The sequence below is a fragment of the Pseudomonas sp. NPDC088368 genome (genome assembly GCF_044753445.1).
Taxonomy (GTDB): Bacteria; Pseudomonadota; Gammaproteobacteria; order Pseudomonadales; family Pseudomonadaceae; genus Aquipseudomonas; species Aquipseudomonas bambusae.
The window spans coordinates 105,291-123,049 of record NZ_JBIVNG010000009.1; the positions used below are offsets into that span (position 1 = coordinate 105,291).

Here is a 17,759-nt window from a genome sequence, read left to right on the forward strand (position 1 = left end):
ACGTAGAAATTCGGGCGTGCGTGGGCCGCGGTGTTGATTGCAGAACACGCACGCCGGGAGTGAGCAGGGAGTTATTCGATCATGACGAAGTCGATGTACTGGCCATCATTTCTTTGTGTCATCTTGATCTTGTGTTCATTGCCGTATTGGTCGAGCAAACCCCAACGCGTGTCCGTGGAAGTGACGCCTTGGAGTCGCGTGGTTCCATAGGTCAAAATCCGGATGAACAGCATGCTGTTTGGAAGTCTGTTGACCGAAAGTACGGCGTTAGGCACTGGAAACTCGGTCTGATCGCTCACTTCGTAACCGATGTGCGTGAAGCTTTTGGAGATATGGGGCGTCAAGCCATCAAAATCCCAGCCGGGGTCTTCTTCCAGGACATTTTGAAAATAGGCTTCACCCGATTTTGGGCCATAGGGGATCGCATCCACCAGCTTCAGCTGACGCCCTTTGATAACGAGTTGGTAGACATCGTAGTTCCACTCGGTGGCACCAATTTCCTGATAGTGGTTGTCTTCGTCCTTAAAGGAGAAGTCATCGCGGGTCAGGTTCAAAGGTGTAAGCGTTTCAATGGTGACTGAGGTATTGAATAAGCTGGTGTGGCTGACGTAGTGCGTCGACTCATCTTTGGTGATCGCGGCATAGATGACGTCCAGCGTCCCCCCCGAACGGGTCGACGAGACATAAAATCTGCGTCTGCGCGCGTTGGCTTCAAGCAGAGCCGCCGGTGCAGAGCCGGTGTCGGCGAAGTACTCGAAGCGTGCGTCACGCTCGGTGGACATGTGTAGCTCACCACTTAAATCCTGATAGGCACCATTGTCGTCAAGCGTGACCAGCCGGATGCTGTCCAGTTGTTCATCTGTGATGTCTACACCCGCTTTAGGCGTGACGGAGACGGATATTTCCAACTGGTGGCGACCGTTGGCGAATACTTTGTTGGCGTTGGAGGTGACGTGGATACCGAATTTGGTGATCCAGTTTGTATCGGTGACAGGTTTCATGTTTAACCATCCTTGGTTGTGGTGTAGATGACTCAAGAGTAGCCGGTGCCCGGTGGGCAAATTGAGGTACATATGTATATCTTCGCCTGCATGTATCACTGGGTATTTCCATTTTTGAATTGCCCACGTCTCTTTGAGATCAGGCGGTGACGACAGACAGGGAACCCTATGGCGGTTACTGCCGCTTATTCCACATACGTTGGCGAATGGTTCGGATTCCTCTACATTGGCACCCTTGCCAGATGACGAAGTGCCTCCAGCGTTGTAGCCGGGGCACGACCGGCCCGCGATGTAACGCACATCGGCCTCGCCGGACAGGACGACCTTTAGCCGATGATGAATCAACCTCACATAGACGGATCTATCCAGCGCCTTCGGTTCAAGCGTTTTGCACTGGCGGCGGGCACGTACGTCTTGCTGATCGTGCTGGTCTGGGTAGCCTATTGCGCCGGTTACTATGACGCGGACTTTTTCAGCCTTTGGTTCGCGACCGTGCTGGTGCTGTTATCTCAGGGCATCATGAGCCTGGTGTTTTTTGGCGAGTACAACAAACGCTTCAAAGACCCCAGCCTGACCGAGTTTCAGGTGCTGATGGGGCTAGGCTGGCAAACCTTTCTATTGGCGCACCTGGCCTCGGCGCGAGGCACGTTTTTGGTGCTCTATGTGCTGGTTCTGCTGTTCGGCCTGTTTCATCTCCCGCCAAAAGTCTTTACGCGCTGCGCGATCCTCGCCTTGTCGGGCTTTATCGGGCTTAACCTGTGGGACGCCTTTCAGGATGAGCTGAGCGATACGGGTCTGGCCGCCTTGCAAACCTGTGCACTGTTCATCGTGCTGGCGTGGCTCTGCCTGTATGCGCGCTTCGTGCAGAGTTCGCGACAGCGCATGCACCAGCACCGCATCACGTTGCAGGCCCACCAGGAAACCTTGCGCGGCATGATGTTTCAGCTGGAGGAACTGGCCTCTACCGATGAACTGACCAATCTGTTCAACCGCCGCCATTTTCTGCGTCTGGCCACTCGCGAGCTGGAAGCGATGGATGGCTCTTATACAGAAGGGTTGGCCCTGATCGACATGGATCATTTCAAGCGGGTCAACGACGTCTTGGGCCATGCCGCAGGTGATCGGGTGTTGCAGGTGTTTGCCGCGACCGCGACCGAATGCCTGCGCTCGGACGACATACTGGCGCGCTACGGCGGTGAGGAGTTCGTGCTGTTGATTCCGCGCTGCACCCGTCAGCAGTTAGTGGAATGTTGCGAACGGGTGCGGCTGGCCTTCGAGCAGGTAGTCATCCCCGAGTTACCGGGCTTGGCGCTGAGCCTGTCGGTCGGGATGACGCTGGTCGAACGTGACGATGACATGGACCGCGCGCTGCAACGTGCCGATCAGGCGCTCTATCGCGCTAAACATCAGGGTCGAAACCGTTGTTATGGCGCGTGGGAACCTGTCGATGCCTGAGCTGCGTGCGGGTGACCGACAGTGGTCGGTCGCTTCTGGAAGCAACCTGCTCGACGCGCTGAACGGGGCAGGGCTGTCCGTTCCTTACAGTTGCCGAGCGGGCAGTTGTCACGCCTGTATCGTGCGCTGTGTCCGGGGTGAGCCACACGATGCGCTGCCTGAGGCACTGGACGCGCGCAAGCGCGAGCAGGGCTGGCGTCTGGCGTGTCAGTGTCGGGTCGTGGACGATCTGGACGTTGAAATCTTCGACCCGACACGCGACGGTTCACCGGCTCGGGTCAGCGGGGCGGACTGGTTAATCCCCTCGGTCTTGCGCCTTCGCCTTGAACCCGAGCGGCCCTTGCGCTATCGCGCCGGGCAGCATCTGGTCCTGTGGACCGCGAGCGGCATTGCGCGCCCTTATTCGCTGGCGAGCGTGCCGGGCGAAGACGCTGCGCTGGAGTTTCATATCGATTGCAGCAAACCCGGCGCTTTCGCTGACGTTGCTCGCACCCTGATGCCGGGCGACGTCATCCGACTGGGCGAACTGCGGGGTGGGGCCTTGCATTACGACCCTGACTGGCAAGCACGGCCGCTCTGGCTTTTTGCTGCCGGGACCGGGTTGGGGCCTTTGTGGGGGATTTTGCGCGAAGCGTTGAACGCTGGGCATCAAGGGCCGATTCGGGTCATGCACGTGGCGCGTGAGCATTATTTTGCTGACGCGCTTGAGGCTCTTGCGCAGGAACATAGCCAGATACAGGTTGAGCTGGTCAATGCCGAGCAGGCTCAAACCACGCTTGCAGGCATGCGCCTCGGCTCACGACAAACCGTTGCCCTCGTTTGCGGATCGCCCGCCAGCGTCGAGCTGTTCTCCAAACGCCTGTTCATCGCCGGTTTGCCAAGGGGCCAGCTGCTGGCGGATGTATTTCTGAAGAAGGGATGATCGGTTGAGTGCGGCGTGAGCGGTGGTGCAGTTTACTGTCATTTCTGACAGTAGAACCTCCTTGGCAAAGGGCGTATGAAAGAAGCCACTTGCGGAGTCGCACACAGGTGGCTGTGCCAGCGCCATGACAAGGGAGGTCAACATGCATTCATTGTCGTCCGTGCATATCGCAACGCCGCGTCTGGCGGTCCAGGATCCCCGAGGCCTGATTGTTGGAACGGTTGAGTTCTATCGAGACATCCCCGACGCCATCACTCAGGTGCGTGCGACCCGCCAGCGCTTCGACACCGCAGGGCGTCACGTTGCCAGTCAGGACTCACGGCTGGGACAGGCCTCGGGCATCATCGAGAATCGGATCGATGACCTTAGCTTGTCAGGGGCCGGACTGGCCTCGCGCAGTGTCGATTCCGGCTGGCAGATCAATCTCTCAGGGCCAGCCGGCGAACCGTGCATTCGTTGGGACGGGCGGGGGAATGTGCGTCATACCCTCTTTGATGAGCTGCTCAGGCCTGTGGTCGTCAGTGAGCAATCACCTGAAGGGATTTGGCGAGTGGTTGAACGCATGGCCTACGGCGGTGCTGATGAACATGGGCACAACGGTTGTGGGTGTCTGACCCGCCATGACGACATGGCAGGCAGTTTGTCGGTGTCGGACTACGGTTTGACCGGAAAAGCCATCGTCGAGCAATGGCGATTTCTGGCAGAGCTGGACGACCCCGACTGGCCGCTGGAGATCACATCCCGCGATGCGTTGCTTGAACCGCAAGTTGGGATCACCCGTCGGCTCGACAACGCATTGGCCGAGCAACTGCAATTGACGGATGCGCGACTGAACACTCAAAGCTTTGCGCATGGGGTCGATGGCCATGTCCGCGAAGCCTGGTTGCAGGTGCCGGGTGCTGAGCCTCGATCTGTCGTGAGCCAAGTGGGTATCAACGCATTGGGTCAGATAGAGCGCGAAACCGCCGGCAACGGGATCGTGACCTCTGCGGCTTACTGCCCTCGCGATGGTCGCTTATTGCTGCTTGAGTCTGTACTGCCTGGCAGGCCTGCAATTCAGCATCTGAGCTATCAGTACGATCCGCTCGGCAATGTGACGGCCATTGAGGATCTTGCGCAATCGACGGCGTTCTTCCGTAATCAGCAGATCGATCACACAAACACCTATGTTTATGACTCGTTGTCTCAACTGATTGAGGCCACGGGCTTTGAGTCGGTTCGATCCGAAAGCTGGCAGGGGCTGACAGCGTCCTACAGGGTGCAGGCAGATCCAGGACAACTGGCCAATTACCGCGAACAGTACGCTTACGACGCAGCGGGCAATCTGCAGACGTTGACTCACGTCGGTGGCCATTCATTTACGCGGCGCACTGTCACCTCGTTATCGAGCAACCGCAGCTTGCAGGTTCAAGACGACTGGGTGCCGGGGGAGCCGGACATCGCTGAAGGCTTCGATAGCAACGGCAATCAACTTGAACTGCTGCGCGGCCAGCGTCTGGAATGGGGGGCGCGCAACCAGCTACGGCAGGTGACACCTGTGACAAGGGAGTCTGCTGCTGACGATTGCGAGCTATATCTCTACAACAGCGCAGGGCAGCGAGTACGCAAAGTCCAGCTGTCACAAGGCGCCCGTCATCTGCGCACGCGAGAAGTGCGTTATCTGCCGGACCTGGAACTGCACGTTGATTCGGCGGGCGACAAAGCGTGGCATCGCGTACACCTTCAAGTTGGCAGAACCACCCTGTGCTGGGAACGGTGGGAGCGGGGCACACCCGATGGCGTTCATGAAAGCGCCGCTCGTTACTTGCTGGCCGATCATCTGAACTCGGCGATGCTGGAGCTTGATGATGCCGGGGTGTTGATCAGCCAGGAAAGTTACTATCCCTATGGCGTGACGGCTTGGTGGGTTCAGGCCAATGCAAGGGGCTACAGCTTCAAGTCCCGTCGCTTTGCAGGCAAGGAGAGAGACGCTACCGGGCTCTACTACTACGGCATGCGCTACTACGCACCGTGGCTGGCGCGATGGATCAACCCCGACCCCGGTGGCGATGTCGACGGACTGAACCGGTATCGGTTCGTCAGGAATAACCCGGTCACGATGACCGATCCGGATGGGCGGGTGCCGAGGGTGGCGTTGCTCTACGGGTTTCACGGCGTACGCCAGGCGCTCTCTCCAACAGTGCGAAACGTTCTACCCGGCATGAGCGAGCTCAACCTGATCATGATCGACAGCCTGAATAACGCCATTGGCATTACCGGCGGGGATTTCTGGGACGATTTTCCGCGCACGATGGATCGGCTAAGAACCGGAGCTGCGGTAGAACGCAAGACTGTCAGAGCCTTCCTGGCGGAGGAGCGCGATACTTTCACGGGTACAAGTGCCCAGGCTGAGGGCCTTCTTAATAGCTGGAGCCGTTTTCTGGCAGATCATCAACACGAGGTAGATGTCGCAAAGAAACTCAAAAGTTATGAAACTCCGGATAAGCAACCAAAGATTATGGGGTTTTGGAGGAAAAATCTTGCTGGTGAAGAGGGTTGGGAGGACAGCGACACGCCCACTTATTTTGGGCTGCTGACGGAGTCTCCTGAGGAGGTCGACCGGACTCGATCGCAGTCGCCAGCCGCTAGAAAAACGGCACTGGCCAGACTTACCTGGATCTTTCGGAACACCTCAAAGTTGGGGCTTGAGTGGGTTGCGAGTGATTATGAGGGCAAACCCGAAGAAGTTTTTTTTCTGGAGCTTCTTGAAAAGTCTGATGTTCCTCAGACCCCGTGGGAGGACATGACCGAGCAGCATTACACGCGTCAGTCATATAAAAGTGCAGAGCCCAATACAACGGCCTATGAACCCATAACATTTTCTGAGAGGCGTCACGTAGACCGTAAACCTAAAGTTTTGTCCAATACTCGGCTACTCAAGCGACACGACTTAAGGTTGTGAACGGGCACTGGAGAGCCGTGCAATCACGCCAATCCTCGTGCCAAAGAAAAGCCCCACCTGCATCACACAGGTGGGGCTTTTTCATGGCGGCGGCGTCTTAAACGATAGGGTCGCCAACGTGCAGGATCTTCATGCCATTGGTGCCACCGATGGTGTGGTAGCTGTCACCTTTGGTCAGGATGACCCAGTCGCCTTGCTCGACCAGACCGCGTTTGACCAGTTCGTCCACAGCCGATTGGCTGACCTGACCCGCAGGCAAAGAAGCCGGGTCGAACGGAATGGTGTAAACGCCACGGAACATGGCGGCGCGAGCCTGAGTGCCACGGTGCGGGGAGAACGCGTAGATCGGCACCGACGAGCGGATGCGCGACATGATCAGCGGGGTGTAGCCGCTTTCGGTCAACGCGATGATCGCTTTCACGCCCGGGAAGTGGTTGGCGGTGTACATGGCCGCCAGCGCGATGCTCTCGTCGCAACGCGTGAACGAGTGACCGATGCGGTGGCTGGAGGTCTTGCCGGTCGGGTGACGTTCGGCACCGACGCAGATGCGCGCCATGGCCTCGACGGCTTCGACAGGGTAGGAACCGGCAGCACTTTCGGCGGACAGCATCACGGCGTCGGTGTAGTCGAGCACGGCGTTGGCCACGTCGGACACTTCGGCGCGGGTCGGCATGGGGCTTGAAATCATCGATTCCATCATCTGCGTGGCCACGATCACCGCTTTGTTGTGGCGACGTGCGTGCAGGATGATTTTCTTCTGGATGCCCACCAGCTCGGCGTCGCCGATTTCAACGCCGAGGTCACCACGGGCCACCATGACGGCGTCACTGGCGCGGATCAGGGCGTCGAGGGTTTCATCATTGGCAACGGCTTCGGCGCGTTCGATCTTCGCCACCAGCCAGGCGGTACCGCCCGACTCGTCACGCAGCTTGCGGGCGTATTCCATGTCAGCGGCGTCGCGCGGGAAGGAAACGGCCAGGTAGTCCAGGTCCATTTCAGCGGCGAGCTTGATGTCTTGCTTGTCTTTTTCGGTCAGCGCCGGTGCGGTCAGGCCGCCACCGCGACGGTTGATGCCTTTGTGGTCCGACAGCGGGCCACCGATGGTCACGGTGCAGTGCAGGGCGTCGGCGGTTTGCGTGTCGACACGCATGACCACTCGTCCGTCGTCGAGCAGCAGTTCGTCACCTACGCCGCAGTCCTTGACCAGGTCGGGGTAGTCGATACCCACGACTTCCTGGTTGCCGTCCGTCAGAGGATGGCTGGTGGAGAAGGTGAATTTGTCCCCGACTTTCAGCTCGATCTTCTTGTTGGCGAATTTGGCGATACGAATTTTCGGGCCTTGCAAATCCCCCAGCAACGCGACGAAGCGGCCGTTCTTGGCGGCGATGTCACGAATCAGCTTCGCGCGAGCCTTGTGCTCGTCGGGCGTGCCGTGGGAGAAGTTGAGGCGGGCAACGTCCAGGCCCGCAAGAATCAGCTTCTCGATGACTTCTGGCGAATTACTGGCTGGGCCTAGTGTGGCTACGATTTTGGTGCGGCGAACGGACATGCACAAACTCCTTAAATGAAGCGCAGCGGAAGGCTACTACTGTATTGCGCTGTAGTCATTGTTCCTTTGCACTACGTGTTGTCTCTTCAATGTGCGATTGGCCCAGTCCCTACAGGCCATCGGCGAGCAAATCGCACTTGAAGAAATTCTGTGAGGCGCCGATACAATGCTGAGCACAGGAGACTCTCATGCGAATCGTGATGATATTAGTGGCGCTGGCGGCCTTGAGCGGTTGTACGCGCTGGGCGATGAACAGCCATTTGAACAATGCCAACCGTGCGTACGCCCAGGGCGATTGCGATGCGGTGATGTACAACCTGTCGAAAGTTGACCGCGAAAGCCGCGCCCGTCGCTACGTGCAGCCGGAAGTATCCATGCTGCGCGGACAGTGCCTTGAACGCCAGAAAATGTACGTCGATGCCATTCAAACGTACCAGTTCATCCTGACCCAGTATCCCTATAGCGAATACGCGTTCCGGGCCAAAGCGCGGATTGATACGTTGCACCAGTTGGGTCATGACAACATGGCGCCTGCCGCCATTCCGAGACCTGCTTCACTGTAATTACACCCGCTTGGATAGACGGTCTTCTTTTTGGGTGGCCTTTGCCAAAGCTTCAGCTAGTCTGGAATCGGTAGGGACCTAAAGATTTCATCACAGGAGTGGCGAAGGGCACTCTGATATTCGAACGCATTGATCACTTGAACCGGTGGTTAGCGCGAAATCGAATAATCGGATCAGTGACTTCGGTTATGGCTGGTGAGTCAGATGACGTCCCTGTTGTAATGAACAGGTGGGTTCGAGCGTGTCGTCGTCTGTGCCGTTCACGTGCGACCGGACCCCTTTGCATTAGCAAGGCCATGCTCAATGGTCATTCGAGGACCTTTGTCCAATGCTCAACGAAAGACGAATCGAGCGTCACCAGCTCCCGTATTACCTTCAGGTATTCAATCGGTATACCGATAAGCCGCTGGGTTGCCTGGGAAACGTTTCAGAACAAGGCCTGATGTTGATCAGCGATCTTCCCATTCTGGTGGGCGCGGATTTCCAGTTGCGCCTGAAAGTGCCGGACGGGAAGAACGGGCTGTACAACATCGACATCAACGCCAGTTGCTTGTGGTGTCAGGAAGATGAAACGCCGGGTGTCTACGACTCGGGCTTCAAGCTCCAGGCTGCGCCTCCCGAGTATTACGACCTGATTCAGGCGTTGCAGCGTTATTTCAGCTTTTACCCGCTGGAGGCGTCCGCCTGACCAGAGCGCGCTTATAACGTACCTGCCTTCTTCCAGCTTAAATAGCGACTCACCAATTGCGGCCCCAATTCGCCGGGCCGCACATCCAGCACGGGAATACCATGGGCGGTCAAACGCTCATGCAAGCTCGCTCGTGCGTTGAGAAACTCCACCGTGCCGCAGTAATCGAGGGCCTGTTGCCAGGTCTGCACGGGGGCGTGTCGTTGTTCGTCCAGCACGTTTTCCCGAAGGCTGGCGATCAGCACCCGGTGATGGCGGCTCAGCTGTTTGACGGCGCCGAGCAACTCTTCGTCGTCCTCATCCCGCAAGTTGGTCACCAAAACGACCAGGGCGCGACGCTTTTGCCGGATCAGTAATTGTCGGACGGCGGCGCTGTAGTCGGCAGGCCGCTGGGTGCTGTTGAGATCGTAAACGTGGTTCAGTAACACATTGAGCTGCGCCGCGCCCTTGACCGGTGACAGATGCCGATTCGCGTCAGCGGCGAAGGTCGAGACGCCGACGGCATCACCTTGTCGAAGCGCGACGTAACCCAGCAACAGGCAGGCGTTGAGGGCATGGTCGAAATGCGTCAACTCGCCGTCCTGGCTGCGCATTCGGCGTCCGCAATCGAGCAGGAAGACAATCTGCTGATCGCGCTCGTCCTGGTACTCCCTGGCAATCGGCGTGCGTTGGCGCGCCGTGGCTTTCCAGTCGATCTGCCTCAGGCTGTCGCCCTCTCGAAACTCGCGCAGTTGATTGAATTCCAGCCCCAACCCCCGACGCTGGCGCTGACGAATACCGATCTGACTGAGCCAGTTGTCCACTGCCAGCAACTGGCCGTTGTGCAGCCGGGCAAAATCCGGGTAGACCCTGGCGGCATTGCTGACAGGCACATAGCGTCGCGACAGCCACAGGCGCAGCGGGCTACGTAGCTGAATTTCGATGCGTTCGAAGGCGAAGTGTCCGCGGCTGGTGGGACGAAGGCGGTAGGTCAATTGCGCTTTGCGCTGCGGGCGCAGAACGATGTCTTGAGGCAGATATTCGGTTTCGTACTGATTGCCGGACCCTTGAGGGCCATGGTCGAACAGGGTCAGTGGCACGCTGCGCAGAAAGTCGTGTTCGAGTTCCACGCGCACCTCGCTCCAGCGCCCCAGCGCCAGACTGCCCGGTACGTGGCGTTGCAGGCGAGGCGAGGGCAGCCGCCAGAGCCAGAAGGCGTCCAGCGCGATCAACACACCCATCACGCTAACCACTGCCCAGAACAGCCCGTCGAGCTTGGCGACTGGTCCGCGCCCCAACGCCTGAAACACACCCAGCAGCAAAGCGACGGCGGCCAGGACGGCCAGCCACCACAACAGGCGTGTCGAGGGCTTGAGCAGCTGTTTCATTGGCGCGGCGCCGCCACCTGATCCAGCAACTGTTTGAGCACTTGATCCACCGAGAGACCTTCGATGTCCAGTTCCGGCGACAGCCTGACCCGATGGCGCAAGACAGCCAGTGCGCAGCCTTTGATGTCATCGGGAATCACGAACTCACCGCCGCGCAGCAAGGCCCGGGCCCGACCGCCGCGGACCAGTGCAATCGACGCTCGCGGGCCTGCGCCCAAGGTCAATCCCGGCCACGTACGGGTGGCTCTTGCCAGGCGTACGGCGTAATCCAGCACTTGTTCGTCGACGGGCAAATCGCTGGCAATGCGTTGCAGCGCCTGAACGTCCTTGGCCTGCATCAAGGTTCGCAGCGGCTGGACGTCGAGCATGTCCGAGCGGGTGGAACGCGTGACCTGGCGCACCATGTCCAGCTCCTGCTCGGCCTGGGGGTAATCCATGCGCAGCTTGAGCATGAACCGGTCAAGCTCGGCTTCGGGCAGCGGGTAGGTGCCTTCCTGTTCGATGGGGTTTTGTGTCGCCAGCACCATGAACGGTTGCGGCACAGGCAGGGCGCGACCTTCGAGGGTCACCTGCCGCTCCTGCATGGCTTCCAGCAACGCGGCCTGGGTTTTGGCGGGGGCGCGGTTGATCTCGTCCGCCAGCAGCAGGTTGGTGAACAGCGGCCCCTTGCGCAGCTTGAACTGCTCGGTCTGCATGTCGTAGACGGCATGGCCGGTGACATCGCTGGGCATCAGGTCGGGGGTGAACTGAATGCGGGCGAACTCGCCACCGAAGCAGCGGGCAAGGGCGCGGACGAGTAAGGTCTTGCCGAGACCGGGAACGCCTTCGAGCAACACGTGGCCGCCGCCGATCAAGGCCGTGAGGACGTCATCGATCACCGCATTCTGGCCGATCACGGCTTTCTGCAGTTCATGCCGGACTGCCTGGGCAAGATGGATGGCGCGCTGTCGCTGCTGCGCCGGATGGCTGGCGGGAGGTACTTGCGCGTCGGTGGTTTTCCCCTCCGCGTGTTCCAGTGTGGCGGCGGGTTCGGCATGTTCCGGAACGGTGTCTACGCTGCTCGACGGCGGTGTCGGATGATCGCTCATAAGGCATTCCTGAGGGTTTGCAGGTAGGCAACCTGACGGGTGAATTCGGGGCTCGACAGACGCTCTTCAAGGCGCGGACGCAGGGCTTGACCGATGGCACTAGTGGGCTGTCGGGTGATGCGTGCCAGCCATTGCCATTGTTCGGTCACCGGCAGCGCTTCGAAGCCGGGATGACGTTGTCGGGCGCGGCGCAGGATGTCCTGCTGCAAGGCTCGTAGCAACGCATGTTGTCCCTTGCGCCGCAGAATGAAGTCGGCGCTGGCGCGTAAATGCTCGCCGAGTTGACGTCGGGCACGAGAGGGTTCCGGCAGCAATGGACCTTGCCGCATGCCGCTGTGCCACAGCCCGGCACCGATGCACAGGGCCAGCGCGAAGAGCGCTTGGGGGAAGTACTTCCACAGCAGGCCGAACACGTCTTCATGATCGGTGCGCAGCAGCAGGGTCACGACGCTGTCCTGGCTCAAATACCACATCAGCCAGGCGTTGTCGTATTTACCAATGGCGCGGGTTTTCCACAGGTCGGCGTCGGTGAGGACCGTGATCAGGCCACTGCCGTAGACCACCTGCAGCATGTGCGTGGCATCGGCGCTGTTGGCCCATGACTGTGCATGATCCTGAGGATCGTCCAGATGGAAGGCCGGGTCGAAGCTCATGTAGGCCGGTTCGTTTTCGTTTTGTACGTAAAGCCGGGTCAGTTCTGGCCACGGCGTGTCCGGCGCCTTGATATCAGGCGTGGTCAGCGGAATGATCGGCTTGATCTGCTCACGCTCGCGCCGTCGATCCTGCTCGCGCACATCGCGGGTCATGAACTGGCGGATTTGCAGTTGGTCGAGCAACAGGTCGCCGCTTCGGCCCTTCTTCTCATCCCACAACTGTTCGGCGACGAACAGCAGCCGTCCACCCGCGCGCACCCAGGTCAGCAGGCGCGTCACTTCAGCAGGTGTCATCTTTTCGCGGGTGTCCAGCAACATCAGGGTCTGTGGCTTCCCCTTGATGTCGGGAAGCGTGGTGAGCGCTTGAGTGACGCTGACGGTAAGCCCGCGCTGACGCAGAAACGTTTCGGCGGCCAGATAAGGGTTGGCCCGCACTTCAGGCGATGGCCCTTGGTCGACAACTTCCTCATAGTGTTCGAGTTGCTTGAACAGCGGCACGGCGGCGCCGACGATGCCAAGCACCACCACACCGATGACAAGCAGCCACGTGCCACGGCTCATGATGTAACCCCGTGCGCGAACAGTCGCCGCCAGTCTTCACAGAGCGCTTTCTGCACATCGCTTGGAGGAAGTTGATGGCCGTAGGCGAGGTTCTGCCAGTGGCGTGTCAGTTCATGGCTAAAGGCGTGCAGCGGCGGCTGATTCAGTGCCGTGACGCGTTCCAGCACCTGACCTTCCGTATCGGCGTTTTTCAGCGGCAATTGATAGTCGTTGATCAATCGGCTCAGCAGCGCGCGATACAACAGGCTCAGGGCTTCGCGGGGGGATTGCACCCAGAGTTTTTCCGCTGCCGCTGCAACATCGTTCGGCAGGCTTTCTGCGTTCACTTGCAGGCCAAACAGTTGCCGGGGCGCATCACGTCGAGGGCGCAGGACGGGTTTGCCCTTGCTGACAAAGGTGCCGAACCATGCCCGATAGCGCCAAACGACCCACGCGACGATCAGCGCGACCAATGTCCACAACAGCACCTGAAACACCGTCGACAGGGTTTTGCCGATATTGAGCAGATTCATCACCAGCTTTACCAGCCATTGCGGAGTATCGCCATTTTTGCCAGTTTTTGTGCCGTGCTTTTGATCGGCCAGACGCCAGCCCGTCACAGCCTTCGGATTCTTGAAGGGCGGATTGTCCAGCACCGCTTTGATCGCGGCTTGGGACGCTTCGCTGGTCAGTGGTTGATTCAGCAGTCGCGGCGTGTCAGGTGCTGCGACCTGTTCTTCCGTCTGAGGCAGATCCAATGGCGGCAAAGGACAGCTGTAACTCGATTCGTCAACGGGCTCGGTCGCCATCGCGGGGGAGGGTGAAAAACCGAAGACCAGAGAGACGCCCACCAACAGCACGTAGGCGCTGCCGATCACCCGTTGCCGCAAGCGGCGGAAGGCCAGTTCGATGTCCCAGGATTCCAGTGTCGTCCGACGGTTGAGGTACAGGGTAAAACCGCATGACACGTAAATCGGGCCCCACAGCACCAGGACCAAAGCATAGAAACCATTGGTCAAATGTTCCAGCCAGTTCCAGTTGCCCTCAATGTCCAACAGGCTGCGCCATGACCAGTCCAGTTCGACCTGCTGAGGGATGAGCGCATAGAACAGCAGCATCAGACCTATCCAGAAGCACATTTCGAGTGTGCTGCCCAAGGAGGTCAGGCAGCGTACGACACGCAGATTTTTCTCGCCCAGCACCGCGATGCGTTGTGCTCGCTGAAGACCGTCCAGTCCTTCCAGTTGCTGCACCGGTAGATTGAAGCTGCGACTGAGGCTGAATCGCCGCCAGGTGAGGCTGGCAAGCAGTTGGGGTTTAAGCGCGCGCGGCCAGGCTTTCAGCGCTTCTTTAAGGGTGGGCGGCGTGCCGAACAGCGCTTGTGACAGGATCAGCAGCGGCAGTCGTTCGTACGCGGGCTTCAACCACCAGAACAGCAGGACAGCGATGGAAGGGTAATCCCAGAGCAGGGCTGTCAGCAGCGCGAAGAGTGGCAGCGTGACGATCGCCCAACTCGTCATCAGCAAACGCCGATGCTCACGTGCCAACAGCACGCCGAGGTCGACGGCTTCCCAAGGGTTGCGCGGGCGTATGGCGACGCGGGCTTCAGTCAGGCGCATGGGCAGTGCGTCCGGCGAAGATCAGGTAAGCGGAAACCAGCGCCCACAGCACAGCGCCTACCAGGTATTTGGTCGTGGGCTGAGGCCATGTCATGGACGACCAGTACGCCTCTATAAAGGCGGCAATGAGCAAGAACAGCATGACGCCCCCGATCAGGCGCACGCTGGTTTTGGCCGCCACTCGCAAGGCTTCGCCTCGACGCAGCGGGCCGGGCGCCAGCAACGCCCAGCCGAGCTTCAATCCGGCGGCACCTGCCAGCGCGATGGCGGTCAGCTCGAAGGCGCCGTGACCCACGACGAACGGCCAGAAGGTCTCGCCAAAGCCCACATCAGTGAGGTGTCCCGCGACCGCGCCGATCATCAGGCCGTTGAAGAACAGGAAAAACAGGCTGCCCAGTCCGAACAGCAAACCGCTGGCGAAGGTCTGAAACGCGATGCCGATGTTGTGCATGATGTAGTAGCCGAACATCAGCCAGTCGGTGCTCGATGCACGTTCCGCCGCCTGGCCGATACGCCGCGCTGCCGGGTCGTACATGCTTTCCATTTCTCCGACCTGAGCGGGGCTGACTACGCTGTAGATCAGGTCCGGCCAGGCGTAGACCAGCACACCCATGAGGATCAGGCTGCCGAAGAAAAGAGCGCCCGCCAAGACCACCAGCCGCCACTCCGAACGCACCAGACGAGGGAAGTCCGCTAGCACGAAGCTCAGCAGCTGCGCGGCGAACTGGCTGCGATGGCGGTACAGTTGTTGGTGCCCGCGCATTGCCAATTGCTGCAACGGGTCGATCAGGTAGCTGCTGTAGCCACGCTCCTGAGCCAGCGCCAGTTGCTGGCAGATTTGCCGGTACGCTTCGGCGAAACCGTCGCCCGCTTGGTTCTTGCGCCGACTGCGTTCTAGCGCATCCAGACGTTCCGCGAAACGTTGCCAGTCACTCTGATGGCGTTGTTCGAACTGGCTCTGTTTCATGCCGAACCCGCCAGGCTGCGAGCGATGCCGTTCACCTGAGTCACGGCGTGTTCGGGCGGGAGGTGCGTGGGCATCTGCAGGACGGGAACGAGTATCGCCGCCAGTTCCTGGCTGCGAGCAGGGGAGAGGTCATGCTGTCGTTCAGCAAAGGACAGCACCGCCCGCTGTTCTTCAAGTGTCAGGATCAAGGGCGCGGCGACGGCGGGAACGTCGGGCAGTGAGGGACGGGAAATCGACGCGTCGCGGTAAATCACCAGCGTACCTGCCGCCAGATCACCGAGCCGTTTGAAGAGGGGGTGCTGAAGGCAGGCGAACGCGCCCACGCTGTAGCCGAAGGGCAGCATGTCGACGAATCGCAACAGATTGCGCAGCAGCGAAGCAGACCAACCGACCGGCGTGCCGTCATCATGGACCACGCGCAGCCCCATGAGCTGTTTGCCAGGTGTGCGGCCCTGGTGCAGGACTTCGAACAGCACCATGTACCACCAATTGATGAGAAACAGCGCCAGCACGAACAACCCGGTGCCGAACTCCCCGAAGGCGTCGAGCAAGAAAAACAGCCCCACCAGCAGGACGCCGCGAATCAGCAGGTCAAACGCGAACGCCAGTGAACGCGACAGCAGCCCAGCCGGTCTCAACACAAGGTCGATGCCTTCCGGGGTTTCGAGGCGGATGCGGGTGTCCAGTGGAGCAGGCTGCGCAGCATTCCTTGGCCAAGCGTGCGAAGAGGACATTGTCGGTGGGGGTACGCCAGAAAATAAAGCCTGATGCTAGCCAGCACGGCAGTCCTAAGCAACCGGATGATTCGGAAGCATCGTGTGGGAAATGTCCTTAAACACTTCTGACCGGCCTTAGGGTGGGCAGGGCGTGGAAGTCGATCTGGTAGACTTCGCCGGTCTTCTGCTCAGGATCAGCCCGTGACTTCCAGCATTTTCTGGTACGACTACGAAACCACCGGCATCAATCCGCGCAACGACCGGCCGCTCCAGGTGGCGGGGATTCGCACGGACGATCAACTCAACGAGATATCCGAGCCGGTCAATCTTTACTGTCAGCCCAGCGATGACATCCTTCCGCACCCGGCTGCGTGTCTGGTCACGGGCATCACACCGGCGCGTCTGGCGGAAAAGGGTATGTGTGAGGCCGACTTCATGACCCGCGTGCATGCCGAACTGTCGCTGCCGGGTACGTGCGGTGCTGGCTATAACACCTTGCGGTTCGACGACGAAATGACGCGTTACAGCCTGTACCGTAACTTTTTTGATCCTTACGGTCGGGAGTGGCAGGGGGGCAATAGCCGTTGGGATCTGATCGATGTCGTGCGCACGGCCTATGCGTTGCGTCCGGAGGGCATTGTCTGGCCGGAAGAGGAAGGACGCGTCACGCTCAAACTTGAGTGGCTGACCGCTGCAAATGGTATCGACCACGGGCAGGCCCACGACGCGCTTTCCGATGTTCGCGCCACCATTGCACTGGCGCGGCTCATCCGTGACAAGCAACCCAAGCTTTACGACTATCTTTTTCAGTTGCGCAGTAAACACAAGGTGCAGGAGCAGATTCGTTTGCTGCAACCGCTGGTGCATATATCGGGACGTTTTTCGGCGGCGCGTAGTTACCTGGGTGTAGTACTCCCGTTGGCGTGGCACCCCACCAACCGCAACGCGCTGATTGTCTGTGACCTGTTTCACGATCACCGCCCGTTACTGGACGAAGACGCACAGACCCTGCGTCAGCGTTTATATACCCGTCGCGAGGATTTACTGGAGGGGCAATTTCCGGTTCCCCTTAAACTACTGCATATAAACAAATGCCCGGTAGTCGCCCCATTGAGTGTCTTGCGTGAGGAAGACCGTCAGCGCCTGCACATCGATCTGAGCGTCTACAAAGAGCGCGTTCATCAGCTGAGCGAAGGTCAGGCGATCTGGCTGGAAAAGTTGAAAGAGGTTTATGCCAGTGATGATTTCGCTGTCAGCGAAGACCCGGAACAACAGTTATATGATGGATTTATTAACGACAGGGATCGCCGTCTTTGCGAACAGGTTCGCATGGCAGAGCCACAACAACTAGCGAGCGACCCGTGGCCCTTCGATGATCCGCGACTTCCCGAGTTGTTATTTCGCTACCGGGCTCGCAACTTTGCCGAGACCCTGACGGTCACCGAACAGCAGCGCTGGCTGGGGTTTTGCCAGGAGCGTCTCATCAATCCCCAGGCAGGAGCGCCCAATACCCTGAAAGCCTTTACCAAGGCGTTGATAGAGCTGTCGTTGAAAGCATCGCCGGAGCAGCTCAAGGTGCTGTCCGAGTGGCAGGATTATTCGATACAACTCAAGCACCGACTGGGAATCTGAGCGCGCAGTTGAGATAAAAAACCTGCCATAAAAAACGCCAGCTTTCGCTGGCGTTTTT

14 protein-coding genes are annotated in these 17,759 nt (G+C 59.3%); 6 read left to right on the top strand and 8 right to left on the bottom strand.

Features of this window, described 5'->3' with window-relative positions:
* Window positions 1-71: 71 nt before the first annotated feature.
* Entirely contained in the window at window positions 72-1,001 is a 930-nt protein-coding gene (locus tag ACIQAL_RS20270; protein ID WP_401148750.1) for a hypothetical protein, read from the bottom strand.
* Window positions 1,002-1,334: 333 nt separating this feature from the next.
* On the opposite strand from ACIQAL_RS20270, the gene ACIQAL_RS20275 reads away from it, so the two are divergent.
* The 3 genes from ACIQAL_RS20275 (at window position 1,335) to ACIQAL_RS20285 (ending at window position 6,319) form a co-directional block, all read left to right on the top strand.
* Window positions 1,335-2,456 (top strand): diguanylate cyclase, encoded by a 1,122-nt coding sequence (locus ACIQAL_RS20275; protein ID WP_401148753.1) that lies wholly within the window; start codon window positions 1,335-1,337, stop codon window positions 2,454-2,456.
* Complete coding sequence (locus ACIQAL_RS20280; RefSeq protein ID WP_401148756.1) at window positions 2,449-3,378, top strand: iron-sulfur-binding ferredoxin reductase; 930 nt, start codon at window positions 2,449-2,451, stop codon at window positions 3,376-3,378. The genes ACIQAL_RS20275 and ACIQAL_RS20280 overlap by 8 nt, the downstream gene beginning before the upstream one ends.
* A gap of 142 nt (window positions 3,379-3,520) precedes the next feature.
* The gene (locus ACIQAL_RS20285) at window positions 3,521-6,319 is read left to right on the top strand and encodes an RHS repeat-associated core domain-containing protein (protein ID WP_401148759.1); all 2,799 of its coding nucleotides are present in this window, start codon (window positions 3,521-3,523) and stop codon (window positions 6,317-6,319) included.
* A 97-nt stretch (window positions 6,320-6,416) separates the two neighbouring features.
* On the opposite strand, the gene pyk is transcribed toward ACIQAL_RS20285, so the two are convergent.
* Window positions 6,417-7,868, bottom strand: a complete 1,452-nt coding sequence (gene pyk, locus ACIQAL_RS20290) for a pyruvate kinase (protein ID WP_166596542.1) — start codon at window positions 7,866-7,868, stop codon at window positions 6,417-6,419.
* Between the two features lie 188 nt (window positions 7,869-8,056).
* Here pyk and ACIQAL_RS20295 point away from each other — a divergent pair, with 188 nt between their 5' ends.
* Both ACIQAL_RS20295 and ACIQAL_RS20300 read left to right on the top strand, forming a co-directional pair.
* The gene (locus ACIQAL_RS20295; RefSeq protein WP_166596543.1) at window positions 8,057-8,431 is read left to right on the top strand and encodes a tol-pal system YbgF family protein; all 375 of its coding nucleotides are present in this window, start codon (window positions 8,057-8,059) and stop codon (window positions 8,429-8,431) included.
* A gap of 328 nt (window positions 8,432-8,759) precedes the next feature.
* The gene (locus ACIQAL_RS20300) at window positions 8,760-9,119 is read left to right on the top strand and encodes a PilZ domain-containing protein (RefSeq protein ID WP_166596544.1); all 360 of its coding nucleotides are present in this window, start codon (window positions 8,760-8,762) and stop codon (window positions 9,117-9,119) included.
* A gap of 11 nt (window positions 9,120-9,130) precedes the next feature.
* Here the strand turns inward: ACIQAL_RS20300 and ACIQAL_RS20305 are convergent, their stop codons facing one another.
* Genes ACIQAL_RS20305 through ACIQAL_RS20330 form a run of 6 tightly spaced genes read right to left on the bottom strand, consistent with a single transcriptional unit; the run spans window position 9,131 to window position 16,087 of the window.
* On the bottom strand, window positions 9,131-10,486 hold the full coding sequence (locus tag ACIQAL_RS20305) for a DUF58 domain-containing protein (RefSeq protein WP_401148764.1): 1,356 nt from the start codon (window positions 10,484-10,486) through the stop codon (window positions 9,131-9,133).
* Window positions 10,483-11,574, bottom strand: coding sequence for an AAA family ATPase (locus tag ACIQAL_RS20310; RefSeq protein ID WP_401148767.1), 1,092 nt, complete (start codon window positions 11,572-11,574; stop codon window positions 10,483-10,485). The genes ACIQAL_RS20305 and ACIQAL_RS20310 overlap by 4 nt, the downstream gene beginning before the upstream one ends.
* Complete coding sequence (locus tag ACIQAL_RS20315) at window positions 11,571-12,788, bottom strand: DUF4350 domain-containing protein (RefSeq protein WP_401148770.1); 1,218 nt, start codon at window positions 12,786-12,788, stop codon at window positions 11,571-11,573. The genes ACIQAL_RS20310 and ACIQAL_RS20315 overlap by 4 nt, the downstream gene beginning before the upstream one ends.
* Window positions 12,785-14,386 carry a DUF4129 domain-containing protein gene (locus ACIQAL_RS20320; protein WP_401148773.1) on the bottom strand — a complete coding sequence of 534 codons (1,602 nt, stop codon included), beginning with the start codon at window positions 14,384-14,386 and terminating at the stop codon, window positions 12,785-12,787. The genes ACIQAL_RS20315 and ACIQAL_RS20320 overlap by 4 nt, the downstream gene beginning before the upstream one ends.
* Complete coding sequence (locus ACIQAL_RS20325) at window positions 14,373-15,353, bottom strand: stage II sporulation protein M (RefSeq protein WP_401148776.1); 981 nt, start codon at window positions 15,351-15,353, stop codon at window positions 14,373-14,375. The genes ACIQAL_RS20320 and ACIQAL_RS20325 overlap by 14 nt, the downstream gene beginning before the upstream one ends.
* Entirely contained in the window at window positions 15,350-16,087 is a 738-nt protein-coding gene (locus ACIQAL_RS20330; RefSeq protein WP_401148778.1) for an RDD family protein, read from the bottom strand. Before ACIQAL_RS20330 ends, ACIQAL_RS20325 begins: the two co-directional genes overlap by 4 nt.
* Window positions 16,088-16,270: 183 nt before the next feature.
* Between ACIQAL_RS20330 and sbcB the strand changes: the two genes are divergently transcribed.
* Window positions 16,271-17,701, top strand: a complete 1,431-nt coding sequence (gene sbcB, locus ACIQAL_RS20335; protein WP_401148781.1) for an exodeoxyribonuclease I — start codon at window positions 16,271-16,273, stop codon at window positions 17,699-17,701.
* The last annotated feature ends 58 nt before the right edge of the window (window positions 17,702-17,759 follow it).

What these genes read in the sequence shown, in the direction of transcription:
- ACIQAL_RS20305 (WP_401148764.1), bottom strand. Translation starts at nt 10,486, where the DNA reads ATGAAACAGCTGCTCAAGCCCTCGACACGCCTGTTGTGGTGGCTGGCC.
- ACIQAL_RS20315 (WP_401148770.1), bottom strand. Translation starts at nt 12,788, where the DNA reads ATGAGCCGTGGCACGTGGCTGCTTGTCATCGGTGTGGTGGTGCTTGGC.
- pyk (WP_166596542.1), bottom strand. Translation starts at nt 7,868, where the DNA reads ATGTCCGTTCGCCGCACCAAAATCGTAGCCACACTAGGCCCAGCCAGT.
- ACIQAL_RS20285 (WP_401148759.1), top strand. Translation starts at nt 3,521, where the DNA reads ATGCATTCATTGTCGTCCGTGCATATCGCAACGCCGCGTCTGGCGGTC.
- ACIQAL_RS20310 (WP_401148767.1), bottom strand. Translation starts at nt 11,574, where the DNA reads ATGAGCGATCATCCGACACCGCCGTCGAGCAGCGTAGACACCGTTCCG.
- ACIQAL_RS20280 (WP_401148756.1), top strand. Translation starts at nt 2,449, where the DNA reads ATGCCTGAGCTGCGTGCGGGTGACCGACAGTGGTCGGTCGCTTCTGGA.
- ACIQAL_RS20320 (WP_401148773.1), bottom strand. Translation starts at nt 14,386, where the DNA reads ATGCGCCTGACTGAAGCCCGCGTCGCCATACGCCCGCGCAACCCTTGG.
- ACIQAL_RS20325 (WP_401148776.1), bottom strand. Translation starts at nt 15,353, where the DNA reads ATGAAACAGAGCCAGTTCGAACAACGCCATCAGAGTGACTGGCAACGT.
- ACIQAL_RS20295 (WP_166596543.1), top strand. Translation starts at nt 8,057, where the DNA reads ATGCGAATCGTGATGATATTAGTGGCGCTGGCGGCCTTGAGCGGTTGT.
- ACIQAL_RS20270 (WP_401148750.1), bottom strand. Translation starts at nt 1,001, where the DNA reads ATGAAACCTGTCACCGATACAAACTGGATCACCAAATTCGGTATCCAC.
- ACIQAL_RS20275 (WP_401148753.1), top strand. Translation starts at nt 1,335, where the DNA reads ATGATGAATCAACCTCACATAGACGGATCTATCCAGCGCCTTCGGTTC.
- ACIQAL_RS20300 (WP_166596544.1), top strand. Translation starts at nt 8,760, where the DNA reads ATGCTCAACGAAAGACGAATCGAGCGTCACCAGCTCCCGTATTACCTT.
- ACIQAL_RS20330 (WP_401148778.1), bottom strand. Translation starts at nt 16,087, where the DNA reads ATGTCCTCTTCGCACGCTTGGCCAAGGAATGCTGCGCAGCCTGCTCCA.